Annotated in this window: 12 protein-coding genes and 1 riboswitch; all 12 genes read right to left on the bottom strand. The window is 33.5% G+C overall.

All coding sequences use genetic code 11. The features are described from left to right. Positions 1 to 70: 70 nt before the first annotated feature. The 12 genes from B5D41_RS07865 to nuoF all read right to left on the bottom strand — a co-directional run bounded on the left by B5D41_RS07865 (position 71) and on the right by nuoF (position 15,012). Complete coding sequence (locus B5D41_RS07865) at positions 71 to 1,159, bottom strand: iron-containing alcohol dehydrogenase family protein (protein ID WP_078810080.1); 1,089 nt, start codon at positions 1,157 to 1,159, stop codon at positions 71 to 73. A 27-nt stretch (positions 1,160 to 1,186) separates the two neighbouring features. Continuing rightward, positions 1,187 to 2,026: a MetQ/NlpA family ABC transporter substrate-binding protein gene (locus B5D41_RS07860; RefSeq protein WP_078810079.1), complete on the bottom strand. Its 840-nt coding sequence runs from the start codon at positions 2,024 to 2,026 to the stop codon at positions 1,187 to 1,189. Between the two features lie 99 nt (positions 2,027 to 2,125). Beyond that, positions 2,126 to 2,246: riboswitch (SAM riboswitch) on the bottom strand. A gap of 133 nt (positions 2,247 to 2,379) precedes the next feature. Then, entirely contained in the window at positions 2,380 to 3,558 is a 1,179-nt protein-coding gene (locus B5D41_RS07855; RefSeq protein WP_078810078.1) for a YgeY family selenium metabolism-linked hydrolase, read from the bottom strand. A gap of 21 nt (positions 3,559 to 3,579) precedes the next feature. Then, on the bottom strand, positions 3,580 to 5,166 hold the full coding sequence (locus tag B5D41_RS07850) for an N-acyl-D-amino-acid deacylase family protein (RefSeq protein ID WP_078810077.1): 1,587 nt from the start codon (positions 5,164 to 5,166) through the stop codon (positions 3,580 to 3,582). 360 nt (positions 5,167 to 5,526) lie between these two features. Beyond that, positions 5,527 to 6,300: a sulfite exporter TauE/SafE family protein gene (locus tag B5D41_RS07845; protein ID WP_234983917.1), complete on the bottom strand. Its 774-nt coding sequence runs from the start codon at positions 6,298 to 6,300 to the stop codon at positions 5,527 to 5,529. 32 nt (positions 6,301 to 6,332) lie between these two features. Then, positions 6,333 to 7,094, bottom strand: a complete 762-nt coding sequence (locus tag B5D41_RS07840; RefSeq protein ID WP_078810076.1) for a creatininase family protein — start codon at positions 7,092 to 7,094, stop codon at positions 6,333 to 6,335. A 33-nt stretch (positions 7,095 to 7,127) separates the two neighbouring features. Then, positions 7,128 to 8,642 carry a tripartite tricarboxylate transporter permease gene (locus tag B5D41_RS07835; protein WP_078810075.1) on the bottom strand — a complete coding sequence of 505 codons (1,515 nt, stop codon included), beginning with the start codon at positions 8,640 to 8,642 and terminating at the stop codon, positions 7,128 to 7,130. A 24-nt stretch (positions 8,643 to 8,666) separates the two neighbouring features. Further along, the gene (locus tag B5D41_RS07830) at positions 8,667 to 9,131 is read right to left on the bottom strand and encodes a tripartite tricarboxylate transporter TctB family protein (RefSeq protein WP_078810074.1); all 465 of its coding nucleotides are present in this window, start codon (positions 9,129 to 9,131) and stop codon (positions 8,667 to 8,669) included. Between the two features lie 87 nt (positions 9,132 to 9,218). After that, entirely contained in the window at positions 9,219 to 10,166 is a 948-nt protein-coding gene (locus B5D41_RS07825; protein ID WP_078810073.1) for a tripartite tricarboxylate transporter substrate binding protein, read from the bottom strand. A 313-nt stretch (positions 10,167 to 10,479) separates the two neighbouring features. Continuing rightward, positions 10,480 to 11,850 (bottom strand): [FeFe] hydrogenase H-cluster radical SAM maturase HydG, encoded by a 1,371-nt coding sequence (hydG, locus tag B5D41_RS07820; RefSeq protein ID WP_078810072.1) that lies wholly within the window; start codon positions 11,848 to 11,850, stop codon positions 10,480 to 10,482. 67 nt (positions 11,851 to 11,917) lie between these two features. Then, positions 11,918 to 13,630: an NADH-dependent [FeFe] hydrogenase, group A6 gene (locus B5D41_RS07815; protein ID WP_078810071.1), complete on the bottom strand. Its 1,713-nt coding sequence runs from the start codon at positions 13,628 to 13,630 to the stop codon at positions 11,918 to 11,920. Continuing rightward, positions 13,621 to 15,012 (bottom strand): NADH-quinone oxidoreductase subunit NuoF, encoded by a 1,392-nt coding sequence (nuoF, locus tag B5D41_RS07810; protein ID WP_078810070.1) that lies wholly within the window; start codon positions 15,010 to 15,012, stop codon positions 13,621 to 13,623. The genes B5D41_RS07815 and nuoF overlap by 10 nt, the downstream gene beginning before the upstream one ends. Between the last annotated feature and the right edge of the window lie 34 nt (positions 15,013 to 15,046).

Here is a 15,046-nt window from a genome sequence, read left to right as displayed (position 1 = left end):
TTATTAATATTAAAAGAGAGTAGTTTGATTTAAATCAAACTACTCTCTTTTAGAAAAGGAAAATGATGGACTATAATAAACTCTGGCCACTCTTATCAACTTTTTTTATAGCGTCTAACACCATATCTGATGTAATTTTAAAAGGCATATTATGAACAGATTCTTCAGGCTTACAAGTCGCTTTAGCAACTTTTCTTAAATCACTTTCAGTAACTTCTTTAAGATCTAACCCTTTTAGAGTTATAGGCTGATCTAATTTTTTTAAGAAATCCATCAGTTTATGAAAATTTTCTTTATCATCTTCTAACACTAATTGAACAAGATTACCATAAGCCACTTTCTCGCCATGTAACATATTATGAGTTTCATCTAAAACTGTAAACCCATTATGAACAGCATGGGCAGCTGCTATACGACAATTATCACTTCCTAAACCTCCTACCATTCCACTTAAAGCAATTATACAATCTACTGTTTTTTCTACTGCTTTGGTAGGTCTTTTCTTTTCTAGATCATAAGATGCTTGAACTCCATATTTAAATAAATTCTCTGCACATTGTTGAGCCACATTTAAAGCTGCTTGAGTAGGAATATTCTTCTCCTTCTTAGCTGATGAAGCTCTTGCCTCATACCATTTAACTACTGTATCAGCAATTCCAGCTTTAAAATAATTTATAGGTGACTTAGCAATAATCTCAGTATCCACTAATACAAGGGTCGGACTATACTGAAATATTACATATTCTTCGAATTCCCCTTCTTCATTATAGAATACAGATAGTGGAGTCCAAGGAGCACAATTAGAAGCTATTGTAGGTACTGCAACAAATGGATAATCAGCAAAAGCTGCTGCTGCTTTGGCAGTATCTATTGCTTTTCCACCACCAATACCGATTATTACCTCAAAACCTTCATCTTCAGTTAATTTAGCAATCCTTTTTGCTTCTTTTTTGGTAACCTCTCCTCCAAATACTTCTTCTTTATACTTAATATCTTCATTATTTAGACTTTCTGTTAAATCTTCTCTAACTACTGCAAGAGTCGTCTTATCTCCTACTAATAAAACTTTGTTGCCAAGTGGTGTTATATGTTTACCAGTTTCCTTTAAGATACCACTTTCTTGTATATATCTATTGGGTGATGCCATTACTAAATGCATAGCTATTACCTCCTTAAAAACAATTATTTAAAATGCTGGAATAACAGAACCATTAAAGTTTTCATTAATAAATTTTCTTACTTCTTCTGACTGATAGGCTTTCACAAACTTTTTAATAATAGGATCATCTTTATCCTCTGGTCTTACAGCTACAATACATACATAAGGCGAATCTGCATCTTCTATAAGTATAGAATCTTTTCTAGGATTCATATCTAATTCCAAAGCATAATTACTATTTACAGCAGCTGCATCAACATCTGGAAGTACTCGAGCTGTTTGAGCTGCGTCCACTTCATGAATCTTAATATTTTTAGGATTCTCTACTATATCGCTAACTGTTGCATTTATCCCAACACCTTCTTTTAATTCAAATACACCTGCTTTAGCCAAAAGCAATAAGGCTCGACCACCATTAGTAGGATCATTAGGTATGGCAATTGTTGCTCCTTTAGGCAATTGGTCAAGTGATTTATACTTATTTGAATAGATAGCCATAGGAATTATTATTGTCTTCCCTACTGTCGTTAAGTTAAGATTTCGACCTTCTTTAAAACTATTGAAGTATGGAATATGTTGAAAAGTATTAGCGTCTATTTCCCCTTCTGATAAAGCTAAATTAGGGGCTACATAATCAGTAAATGTAACAATTTCTAATTCAACACCTTCTTTAGCTAAAATCGGCTTTACTTTTTCTAAAATCTCAGTAAATGGTCCAGCTGTTGCCCCCACCTTTAAAACTCTCTTCTCAGAACTCGCTTCCTGACTTGCATTATTCACCTTACTCTCCTTACTATTTGAACATCCAATAACTAGACTAGCCAACAAAACAATGATCACAAATGTTACAGTAATCTTTTTCTTCATTTGAATCCTCCTCTGTTTTCGAATCTCTACCAAGCTTTATTTATAGTTAAATAAAGAAATCCCCTCCTGACAAATGCAGAAGGGGTTATTTTACCACTCTTCTCATCTATCAGAACAATCCGTTCTGCAGGATTTGGCACCACTGCTTACTTAAAATAAATTTTAAGTAGCTGGTTGCCGGGCTTCATCGGGCCAGTCCCTCCACCTCTCTTGATAAGAGATTCATATTATGTTTTATTTTTATAACTTAGTATTTATTTTAACAGAACATCTATAGGTTTGTCAATAATAAATTCATATAAACTTTATTATTCTTCACTAACTTTGTATTATTAAATTATATATAATCAAAATTATTTTAAAACTGCTTCCATAATCCCATAAAAACCCTTGCATCCTTTTAATAATTGATCAACCTCAATATGCTCATCTATAACATGAGCTAAATGTTCTTGAGACGGTCCAAACCCAACAGTTGGAATATTCTTTTCTCCAGCAAAATGACTACCGTTAGTACAAAATGAATAATGTGATATCTCAGGATTTAAACCTACTTGTGCCAGACCGGTTGAAGCCTTTTGAACTAATTCGTGGTCTTTATCATACAACCATGCTGGAAAGAACCGTTCTGCCTTAATCTTTTCTCCTGTCCAGCAGTCTTCTTCATCTTCTGCATAATATACTCGTGCTTCTAAATCTTCATCTATCTCTTTAAGACGATTAATTTCTTCTTCTATCTGATTCAATACCGATTCTTTTGTTTCTCCTACTAATGTTCTTCTATCATAAGTTGCTTTGCATAAATTAGGAACAACTGAAGCCCCAGGATATGGATTAGAAATAATATCTGTTACTTCTAAAATTCCTTCTCCTAGAACATCGTGTTCATTTAAATCGATATTATCAATTTCTTGCATTAGGTTTATCATATGGCGTATAGCATTCTTCCCTATTTGTGGGTTAGAAGAATGTGCTGTCTTACCCAATGTTTCTACTTTTATTTCCGCTCTGCCACGTTGTCCTCTTGCTAAATTTAAATTAGTTGCCTCACCTATTACTACGTAATCAGGCTCTACATATTCGCTAATCTCTCTTCCTGCTACCCCTTCAAAACATTCCTCATGAACAGAACAAGAAATATATACATCGCCTTTAAAGTTCTTGTCTTCAGCAAAACAGCTAGCAGCATAAATCATTGCTGCTACTGACCCCTTCATATCTGAAGCACCACGTCCATAAATCTTATTATCAACAATTTCTGCCCCAAATGGGTCATGACTCCATAAACTTCTATCTGAAATACCCACAGTATCAATATGTCCATCGAAAAGAATACTTTTACCGGTACCCTTACCTTTAATATGCCCAATCATACTTCCATATTTATCAATCTTAACATTATCAAAACCTAATTTTTGCATATTATTCTTTACTGCCTTTGTTACTTCTTCTTCCTCTCCTGAATAACTAGGTGCTTTTATAAGTTCTTGACATAAAGTTATTAATTTTTCCTTTCTACTCTCTGTTAACACTATTTTAACCCCCTTTAAATATTATCGCCTTATCACTTCTCCTGTTATCAATTCAGACCTTTTTTCTTGATGTATAACTGGTCTACCATTTATAATTACTGTTTCAATACCTTCAGGATACTGCATAGGATTTTCAAATGTAGCTTTATTCTTTATCTTTTCTGAATCAAATATAACTATATCAGCTTTCTTACCTTTCTGTAGTACTCCTCTATTATTCAAATTAAATATTTCAGCCGGTTTTAAAGTCATCTTATGTATTGCTTCTTCTAAACTCAATAATCCTTCTTCTCTAACATACTTACCTAGTACTCGTGGGTATGTTCCATATACTCTAGGATGAGGTTTTCCTGCTAATAATCCATCAGTACAAACATTTTGTTCCGGTCTCTGCATAAGCCTAGCCACCTGGTCTTCTTTTCCATAATTAATACGTATTCCTACAGCATTCTCTTCTTCGTAAATCAAATCAAAAGCAGCATTATATGGATCTTTCCCTTTCATTTCAGCAATTTCAAGCAAATTTTTTCCTACACAATCTTTATTTTTATCATTTTTTACACTTGTTATATAAATTCCATCTAATCCAGCAAAATCAATGAAATTATCCCAACCTGGAATACCTTCTTTGATATCATTTATTATTTTTGTTCTTAATTTAGAACTTTCTAATCTATTTAGTAGTTTTTCCGTACCTCCATTATGAACCCAAGAAGGTAGAATCGCTCCAAACATTGTACTACCTATTATATATGGATATTGGTCAAATGAAATTTTAATCCCTTCATCCTTTGCATAATCTAATAATTCTTCTACTTTATCAATCTTCTCCCAATTCTTTTTACCACATATTTTAAAATGTGAAAAATGTACTCTTACACCACTTCTTTTTCCTATTTTAATAACTTCTTTTATAGACTCTATTATTGCATCTGCTTCACTCCGCTGATGGATAACAAATACCTTATCATACTCTGCAACTACTTTACACATTTCTATTAATTCTTCTGTATTTGCATAAGCACATGGAGTATAAAGCAATCCAGTAGATAAACCTACAGCACCAGCTTCTAATGATCTACGTGTAATCTGTCTCATTTTCTTTAACTCATCCTTAGTAGCTGCTCTATCATCAAGTCCCATAGCTTCCATCCGAATATTTCCGTGTGGAACTAGATATGATACATTAGGCCCTATTCCTGACTCTTCTAATAAATTAAGATAACCTTCTGTAGTTTCCCAGTCCCAATTCAATTTATCACTATCGCCATTAAGTCCTGATAAATTTTTTCTCCATGGTTTAGTATATTCTAAAGGAAGCGGCGCCATTGAAATACCATCCTGGCCTAATACTTCTGTTGTTATTCCCTGTCTTATTTTGGGTTCTATATAAGGATCTAATAAAATTCCTAAATCTGAATGACTATGTGTATCAATAAATCCTGGAGAAACTATCTTACCCTTGGCATCTAATATATTATTGAATCCATCTTGGTTAATCATTCCAATTTCAAATATTCTGTCATTTTTGATTAATAAATCAGCTTTAAATCTGCTTTGTCCAGTTCCATCAATAATTAAGCCATTTTTTATTAAAAGCTCATTCAATTTAATCCCTCCCTTCTTGCTATAAGATAGATCACAAGTAATTGCTTCTTCTTTTTTATATAATTTGTTAAAAAGTATACCATTAATTTAATGTCGAAACAAGGAAAAATTAATAGGATTTATAATTTTATAACATATATATAAATTAAACTATGCTATTTTTGTGTATGTTTACCCAGCGTTTTACATAATTACATATGTTAGTTAAGCTAAACTGTAATAAATTTTGTTTATAGTTAAATAAAGAAATCCCCTTCTGATAAATGCAGAAGGGGTTATTTTACCGGGCTTCATAGGGACAGTCCCTCCGCCTCTCTTGATAAGAGATTCATATTATGCTGTAATAGACTAAATATTATATTAAAAATTAAATACTCCTAGTAATCTTGCGGACATAAATAAAATTGCAGTAGTTAAAATAACTTTGATCCATTTATCACCTTTAGCTACAGCAAAATTACTACCTAACCAGGCTCCAATTGCATTACCAATTGCTAAGGCAATTCCTAATACCCAATTCACTTTTCCGTTCATCAAAAAGACTATTAAAGAAGAAACTGTATACATTCCTATAATCATTACTTTAATACTATTGACCTTAACTAGAGAAGTTCCGGTAATTAATGATAAAGAAACAATTATAAAGAATCCAACTCCTCCCTGAATAAGTCCTCCATAGATTCCTACAAAGAAGAAGACAATTATAGCAATCAGTTTCCTAACAGGAGTAAGTTCATCACCAGATGTAATCTCAAATCTCTTTTGAGGTTCCCAAAGAGTTAAAACAAGAACAACTAGCATAACTACCGCTAAAATATTATTAAATATATCTTCTGGTAAGCTAATAGCAAATTTGGAACCGATAATTGAACCTATTGTTGCTGGTATAGCCAGCATAAGTCCTAGCTTATAATTAAAAAATCCTTTTCTTTTAAAGTTTCCTATCGCTACAAGATTTTGAGCCATAATAGCAACTCTATTTGTTCCATTAGCAACAGCAGATGGTAACCCTAAAAAGATTAGAACAGTCATTGCAATAAAAGAACCTCCACCTGCTAAAGTATTAATAAAACCTGCAGCAAGACCTGTTCCAAGGATTAGTAAAAAACTTTGCATAGTTATTTCATTTAACATAATCTAAACACCTCATAAATATATAATTATTTTTAGTTTTCAATGAAATCAGTTATAAATTCTTCTAGGTTAGTTAGTGATTCTTCTACTAACTCCTTACCAAACTCTTTAGTTGCTTTAGTTGCATCACCTAAAGCACCATTTTCTGTCCATTCTTCAAAGTCATAAGTTACTTTGATTGGACCTTTATTCTGCATAGTTAGACTATACGGAAAATCTTTTACTTCTCCTTGAGTTAATTCATCTTGCTTAATTATTTCTGGAGCTAAATAAAGTGCTTCAGAAACTTCTCTTTCACATGAATGTCCAGAGGAATCTGACTTAACATGTTTTTTAATGGCTTCTGGAGCAAGTAAAGTATACTTTATATGAGCAGCCTTTACTCCTAACTCTTCTTTGAGTGTAACAATAGCCGTATCTAATGTTGCTTCATTACCACCATGAGAGTTCAAGAATAAAAACTTTTCGATTCCATGATGCTTTAAAGATTTAACAATATCCCGTAAAAGACTTATCATAGTCTCTGGTAAAAGAGATATAGTCCCTGGGAAATTTAAATGATGAAAAGAAATTCCAAAATTAACTGTTGGAGTTATCATAACTTTTGGATACATTCTTTCACCAACTACTTTAGAATATTCTCTTGCTCTTACTGCATCACAGCTTTCTGCTAAATTTGGCCCGTGTTGTTCATGGGCACCTACAGGAATTACTGCAACTTTTACTGTTTCTAAGGCCTCTTCTACTTCAAGCCAAGACATTTCTTCCATTAAATAAGCGTTCTTTTTACTCATCCTAGTCACTCCTCATCTCTAATTCTCTAATATTTATGCACTTACCTTCTCTGCTACTTGCTTACTTTTATTATTCTGCCATATAGCATAGATTATAGATAGTACTCCTAAAATTAAGAATCCTACTGAAATAGGTCTAGTAAAGAACAAGCTCCAATCTGGACTAGTCATTAAAGCTCGTCTTAAATTAGTTTCGGCAATAGGACCCAAAATAACTCCTAAAATAACCGGTGCTAAAGCAAAGTTATACTTTTTAAGTATATAGCCAATAATCCCCATAACAAAAAGGATATAAAGATCAGAGAATCTATTATTTAAAACATATGCACCAATAACACATAAAGAAAGTATTGTTGGTACTAATAAATACTTAGGTATCTTAGTAATCTTTAAGAATAATCTAGCTCCAACAAACTGTATTATTAACATAAATACTGTTGCCACAAAGAAGCTGACAAAAATACTACCTACTACATCAGGGTTATTTTTAATTAACATTGGACCAGGATTAATACCATGAACCATCAAAGCTGCTAACATTACTGCACTAACAGCACTACCTGGAATACCTAATGCAATCATAGGAATTAAACCACCGCCAGCAGTAGAATTATTACCAGATTCTGAGGCAATAACCCCATCTGCAATACCTGTTCCAAATTTTTCAGGATGTTTTGAAGCTTTTTTAGCTTGATCATAAGCTAAAATATTAGAAATACTTGCACCTGCTCCTGGTATTGCACCAATAAAAGCTCCAATTATTGAAGAACGAATTAAATTTACTGGCTGAGATAATACTTCTTTAGCTGATTCTAAAGGTGCAAATTTAATATTACTATCTATACCAATTCCTGTTGTCTGCTCCTCATCTTCTTCATTCACCTCTAATTCCGTCAATAAACGAGAAACAGCAAAAACACCTATTAGAACTGTTAAGAATGGTATACCAGCCCCAAGATTCTCAATGCCAAAGATAAATCTAGGCACCCCACTCATCGGGTCTACACCAACAGTTGCAATCAATAACCCAAAACAACCTGCTATGAGACCTTTTACAATGGAGTCACCTGTAACACTAGCAATAATAGTTAGACCAAAGACTACTAAAGAGAAGTACTCCCATGGCCCTATCTTCATAGCTAAATTAGCTACTTGAGGTGCAATCGTAATCAACAAGATCATACTTATTAGAGAACCAAAGAATGAAGACCAAATCCCGATTCCTAAAGCTCTTCCAGGTTCTCCTTTCTTCACCATTGGAAATGCATCAAAGGTTGTTGCCACTGCAGAAGGAGTCCCTGGGATTCCTAGTAAACCTGCAGTAATCAATCCACCTGATAATCCTCCAATGAATACACCAACCATAGTAGTGACACCTTGAATAGGACTCATCCCGAATGTAAAAGGCAAAGTCAATACTATAGCCATAGTAATTGTAAAACCTGGTATTGCTCCAGCTGTAATCCCAGCAGCAACACCTATGAACATCTTAATTAATATACTTAAATGAAATACTTCTTGAATTCCTTGAACTAATATTTCCAACATATATAATACCTCCTCGCTTATAACCTACTCAAATAAAATTCCTGTTGGAAAGACAACTGTTAAATAACTCTGGAAGAAATAATAAGAACCTAAACTAAGTATAATAGCAATAACCAACATTATAGGCAATTTCTTCATCTTATTTGGTCCCAGCATCCATTGAGTAGCAATAATGAATGAGAATGTAGAAATTCTAAAACCAATATAACGCATTAGCTTGATATAAATAAGGAAAAACATCAATGTAAAGAAAGGATATTTATACCTATTCAAAACCGTCGTAAAATTGAAAGATGATTCTTTATTAAATACGTCCTTTATCTTAGACAGAATTAATAATAGAGATAAAACCCCCATAAAAATTGCTATTAATTTAGGAAAAGCACCAGGCCCTAATACAGCGTATTTAGAGACTGGAAATGCATCTGCTTGTAAATAGACTACACTACTTAATATCAATAATATAATACCAATTAAAATTTCACCCAATTTAAATCTTAACCTCCTCTACTTCTCAAAAGTTAAAGAATAATATCTTGGATGAATATTCATCCAAGATATCATTTAATCTATAAACTACATATTTTTAGTTGCTTTTTCAAACTGCTTATCTATCTTATCTAAGTAATCAACATAATCATCTGTGCCGATAAATTCTACATTAATGCCTAATTTATCTAAAGCGTTGATAAACTCTTGGTCATTTGTCAACCCTTTTACAGCCTCCTCTAAGGCAGCTACTTTAGCCTTTGGAGTTCCTTTAGGAGCAACGATTCCACGTCTAATACTCCATAATACATCATAACCAGCTTCCTTAAGTGTTGGCACATTAGGAGTCTTGTCTGAACGAGTCTTAGTGGCAGATGCTAAGAATTTAAAGTCTCCATTCTCAACAAACTGAGCGGCTGATGAATAATCTACAATACTAGCATCAATAAAACCACCAGCTAAAGCTTGTACTCTCTGACCAGTTCCTTCATAACCAACCATTCTAAACTCTGTTCCAATTTGATCACCTAACACATTTGCCCACACATGTGCCGCTCCTCTTAAAGTAACACCAAAACTAATTTTTCCTGGATTAGAACGTGCATCGGCAGCAAATTCTTCTACTGTATCCCAAGGTGCATCACTTCTAACTACCAAATATTGAGGTGTATCTGAAATAGATGCTATCGGAGTAAAAGAATCATAATTAAGATCTGTTAATCCTACATGATTAGCTATTAATAATCCTTCGTGAATTTGACCAATGAAATAGCCATTAGCCGGTTTATTAGATAATTCTCTTAAGCCTAACGTACCACTAACTCCTGGCTTATTAATAACTACCATAGATTCATCTAAGTAATTTTCAATATGTTTAGCCACCAATCTCATAACAGTGTCACTACCACCACCTGGTGACCAAGGCACAATCAACTGTACCGGTTTATCTGGATAACTCTCAGCAAAACTAAGACTAGATACCAACATAACAATAAGTACTGCTAAAACTACACTTCTACTTACTTTACTAAACATAATAATTTCTCCTCCTCCTTCATTCTCTACTACTTTTTATATTATAAGCTGTGATAAGAAGTATACCATTGATTTAATGTCGAAACAAGTAGAATTTAATAGAATTTTTGGTTTTATAGCATTCATATAAATCAAATTATATTACTTTGTATATATATAACCATTATTTTACATACTTACATAAGTCAGTCTAGCTAGTATTCTTAATACTTAAAACTATTTAATAAAAAAGCATACTCCATGTATTATAGAGTATACTTATAATTACATACATTGATTTTTAATTAATCATTATTCCTCTAAGCTTCCTTAGTTATAAATAGATATCTCTTGTTCCTGTTTTAACTTTTTCTAATCCTCGTTTTGTCTCTTCTTTAATTACGGAATTTTGAATTTTATCTAATTGCTGTCTAACTAATTTTTCCGCTACTTTCTTGGTATCTTGTGAAGCATAATCCTCTAAATATTCCTGAAAGGTAAGTAATGCATTTGGCTGACAAAATTTATGAATATCACCAGACTTAGCTAAATCCATAAAATCCTCACCAGTTCTTTCCGTACGATAACAAGCAGTACAAAAGCTAGGCAAATATCCAGATTCGCAAATTCCCTTAATTACCTGATCAGGTGATCTATGATCTGCTGTCTCAAATTGCTTAGCCTCCTGTTCACTACTTTGTCCTTCTTTATATCCTCCTGGATCAGTACAAGAACCAGCACTCATTTGTGAAATTCCTAAATCTAATAATTCTTCTCTCAATTCTATATTTTCTCGCGTAGAAAGAATTATTCCAGTATAAGGAAGAGCTAAACGAATAATAGCAACTAATTTCTCGAAGTCTTTATCAGAAACTGGTGCTGGAATATCATTTAGTTTAACTCCAGAAGCTGGCTTCCACCTAGGAATAGAAATAGTATGTGGCCCAACTCCAAATTTTTCATCTAAATATTGAGCATGTTGAAACATAGCCAATACTTCATATTTATAATCATAAAGCCCAAACAAAACTCCTAATCCTATATCATCTATACCTGCCTCCATAGCTCTATCCATAGCAGTCAAATGATATTCATAATCAGACTTTGGACCAGAAGGATGCATCTGCTTATAAGTCTCTCGATGATAAGTTTCCTGGAATAATTGATAAGTTCCAATACCGGCTTCTTTTAACCTTTTAAAGCCATCTACCTCTACAGGGGCTATATTAATATTTACCCGCCGAATATCTCCACTAGCATAAACTGTTTCTATGGCTTCCACTACTTTATCTAAAGAACCAGCCTTAGGGTCTTCACCAAATTCAATTAAAATTCTTTTATGCCCCAATCCTTCAATTACTTCAACCTGTTGGCTGATTTCTTTAGGAGTTAAGCTAATCCGTTCTAAATCACGATTATCTTTTTTAAATCCACAATAAACACAATTATTAATACATTTATTACTAATATAAAGCGGGGCAAATAAAACTACTCGGTCTCCATAAATCTCATCTTTAATCTTCTTAGCAGTTACAAATATCTCATTTAAAAGATTTTCATCTTCAACTTGTAATAAAGCAGCTGTTTCTTGAATGTTTAATCCTTCTTTAGTTTCTGCTTTTGCTATGATCTCCTTAATCTTAGATGAATCTTGCTTCTTAGCTAATAAACTTTCAATCTTTTTAGGCTTAATAATTTTTTGCATTTTACCGCCTCCTACACTACTACAATATGCTTGATATCCTAAAATATTTTTCTTTTTAAATTTAATCCTAATATTGATCCCTTTCTTGATAGGTAGTATGCAATAAAGAATGAGCCTTTTCTCCACCAATTTGTCCTAAATAACTTTGATATATCTCTTCTATTATAGGATTTTCATGAGATTTTCTAATCTTCTTGCTTTGATCAATATCATATAAACCAGCTCCCCGCTGAGACAGAATCTCTTGATTAGTTGGAATTGGCTGTCCTCCTCCGCCAACGCAACCTCCTGGACAGGTCATTACTTCAACAAAATGATATTCTTTTTTACCATCTTTAATAGCTGCTAATACTTCATCTACATTACCTAAACCATTGATGACTGCTACATTAACCTTCTGACCATCTAATTCAACACTTGCTTCCCTTACTCCTTCAAACCCTCTTACTTGAGTAAAATCTAATCTTTCTAATTCATCATTAGTTACTTTTTCATAGACAGTTCTTAATGCTGCTTCCATTACTCCACCAGTCACACCAAAGATATCTCCAGCTCCAGTAGTAATTCCAAGAGGATCATCAAATTCACCGACTGGTAAATCCAATAATTCTACTCCACTAACCTTTAACATTCTTGCTAGTTCACGAGTAGTGAGCACTAAGTCTACATCTCTATTCCCATCAACTTCCATCTCTTCCCTAGTTGCCTCAAATTTCTTAGCAGTACAAGGCATAACAGAAACGACTACTATATCCTCAGGAGCAATATTTTTGGTTTCAGCATAATAGCTTTTAACCAATGCTCCAAACATCTGTTGAGGAGATTTACAGCTAGAAAGATGCGGTAATAAGTCACTATGAAAATGCTCCATATACTTAATCCATCCTGGACTACAAGAAGTAAATAACGGTAGTGGACCATCATTCTGTAATCGAGATAACAATTCATTGCCTTCTTCTACAATAGTTAAGTCAGCTGAAAATACAGTATCAAAAATTTTGTCAAATCCTAATCGCCGCGCCGCAGTTACTAATTTTTCCGTAATTGGAGTTCCTGGATCTAATCCAAATTCTTCTCCTAAAGCAACTCTAACTGCCGGAGCTATTTGGATTACAACATGCTTATTTTCATTACTTAATTCTTGCCATACTCGTTCAGTATCATCAATCTCTTTAATTGCAGCCACTGGACAAGCATGAATACATTGACCACAGTAAGTACAAGCTACATCCTTCAATACCTGTTTATAACCAGGTGAAATTATAGCTTTAGAACTGCGCTGATTAGGATATAAAGCTTTAACTCCTTGAACTTTTTCACAGACACTGACACAACGTCGACACTTAATACATTTACTATAATCCCGAACAATGGAAGGAGTAGTCTTATCTAACTTATAATCACTGGTTTCTTGAGTAAATCTTACTTTTTCTATTCCTAAATCCTTAGATAATTTCTGTAATTCACAATTGGTATTACGTTCGCATTTTAAACAGTCTTGAGGATGATTAGCCAAAATCAATTCTAAATTTAGTCTTCTTAACCTTCTAATCTCTGGGGAGTTAGTCGTGATTTTTAGACCTTCACTAACAGGAAAAGTACAGGCAGTTTGATATCCTTGCCCTTCTATTTCTACTATGCAGATTCGGCAAGCTCCAATTTCATTTATATCTTTTAAATAACAAAGGGTTGGAATCTTAATTCCTTTTTCTTTAGCTGCTTTTAATACTGTTTGATTGGCTTTAACTTCAAAATTTTGTCCATCAATTATTACTTCCATAATCTTTCCCTCCTATTTTGCCCTTCATTTAGAGGAGCGGTTAAATCTCGACAACTACCTGTAGTGCAAACCTTATCTTCAATATGATTTAAATATTCATCTTTAAAATATCTAAGTGTAGTATAAATTGGAGTAGGTGCTGTCTGTCCTAAACCACAAAGAGCAGTCTTAGACATCGTATCTGCTAAATCTTTTAATCTATCTAAATCTTCTAAAGCACCTTCTCCTTGGGAGATTTTATCTAATATATTATAAAATCTTGTATTTCCTTCTCGACATGGAACACATTTACCACAGGATTCATGTTTAAAGAAACGCATAAAACATTTAACCATATCAACAATACAATGGGTTTCATCCATAATTAGTAATGCACCAGAACCTAAAGTCATTCCGATTTCAGCTAAAGAATCATAATCCATTGGAGTATCGAGTAATGTCTTAGGCATACATCCCCCAGATGTACCTCCACTTTGTGCCATCTTAAATTCTCTATCATCAGCAATACCGCCGCCAAAATCTTCTATAATTTCTCTTAAAGGAGTACCCATTGGTACTTCAATTACTCCTTCATTTTCTACATCTCCGCTTAATGTAAATACTTTAGTTCCAGGACATGTTTCAGTTCCAATATTACTAAACCACTCCGCACCTTTTTTAATAATAACCGGAATATTGGCTAGCGTTTCTACATTATTAACTAAAGTAGGCTGCCCCCATAAGCCTTCATTAGGAGGATAAGGTGGTTTTACTTGTGGTTCTCCTCTTTCTCCTTCAATCGATTTTATTAAAGCTGTTTCCTCACCGCAGACATATGCTCCTGCTCCTTCTCTAATCTTAATTTCAAAATCAAAGCCAGAATCAAATATATTATCACCTAATAATCCTAAATTTTCAGCTTGTTGAATAGCAGTTTCTAACCTACTCACAGCTAATTGATACTCACCTCTAATATAAATGTAACCAGTATTAGCTCCTATGACATAACCAGCTATGGCCATGGATTCTAATAAAGTATGTGGATCACCTTCCATAATCAATCTATCTTTAGAAGTACCTGGTTCACCTTCATCAGCATTAGCTATTACATACTTTTCTTTTCCTTCGGCTTGATTGGTAAACTTCCATTTTAAACCAGTCCGAAAGCCCGCTCCTCCTCGACCTCTAAGGCCAGATTCATCTATCATTTCAATTATTTTCATCGGTTCTAACTCAGTTAAAACAGTACCCAACTCTTTATACCCATCACGAGCAATATAATCTTTTATATTCTCAGGATCAATAAGTCCACAATTTCTTAATACAATTCGCATTTCATCTGCAAATACTTCATCTCTTGCATAAGGAGTAATAATTTTATTATCTATTTCTGCTTCATACAATAGTCTTTTAACTGGTCTCCCCTTTAACAGGTGT

Origin of the sequence: Selenihalanaerobacter shriftii, assembly GCF_900167185.1 — a bacterium.
GTDB classification, from domain to species: Bacteria; Bacillota; Halanaerobiia; order Halobacteroidales; family Acetohalobiaceae; genus Selenihalanaerobacter; species Selenihalanaerobacter shriftii.
This window is presented reverse-complemented; position numbering and strand designations above follow the sequence as displayed.

Bases quoted from the DNA above. Each gene is read 5' to 3' on its own strand.
- B5D41_RS07815 (WP_078810071.1), bottom strand. From the start codon at position 13,630: ATGGAAGTAATAATTGATGGACAAAATTTTGAAGTTAAAGCCAATCAA.
- hydG (WP_078810072.1), bottom strand. From the start codon at position 11,850: ATGCAAAAAATTATTAAGCCTAAAAAGATTGAAAGTTTATTAGCTAAG.
- B5D41_RS07845 (WP_234983917.1), bottom strand. From the start codon at position 6,300: ATGTTAAATGAAATAACTATGCAAAGTTTTTTACTAATCCTTGGAACA.
- B5D41_RS07835 (WP_078810075.1), bottom strand. From the start codon at position 8,642: ATGTTGGAAATATTAGTTCAAGGAATTCAAGAAGTATTTCATTTAAGT.
- B5D41_RS07825 (WP_078810073.1), bottom strand. From the start codon at position 10,166: ATGTTTAGTAAAGTAAGTAGAAGTGTAGTTTTAGCAGTACTTATTGTT.
- B5D41_RS07860 (WP_078810079.1), bottom strand. From the start codon at position 2,026: ATGAAGAAAAAGATTACTGTAACATTTGTGATCATTGTTTTGTTGGCT.
- B5D41_RS07840 (WP_078810076.1), bottom strand. From the start codon at position 7,094: ATGAGTAAAAAGAACGCTTATTTAATGGAAGAAATGTCTTGGCTTGAA.
- B5D41_RS07865 (WP_078810080.1), bottom strand. From the start codon at position 1,159: ATGCATTTAGTAATGGCATCACCCAATAGATATATACAAGAAAGTGGT.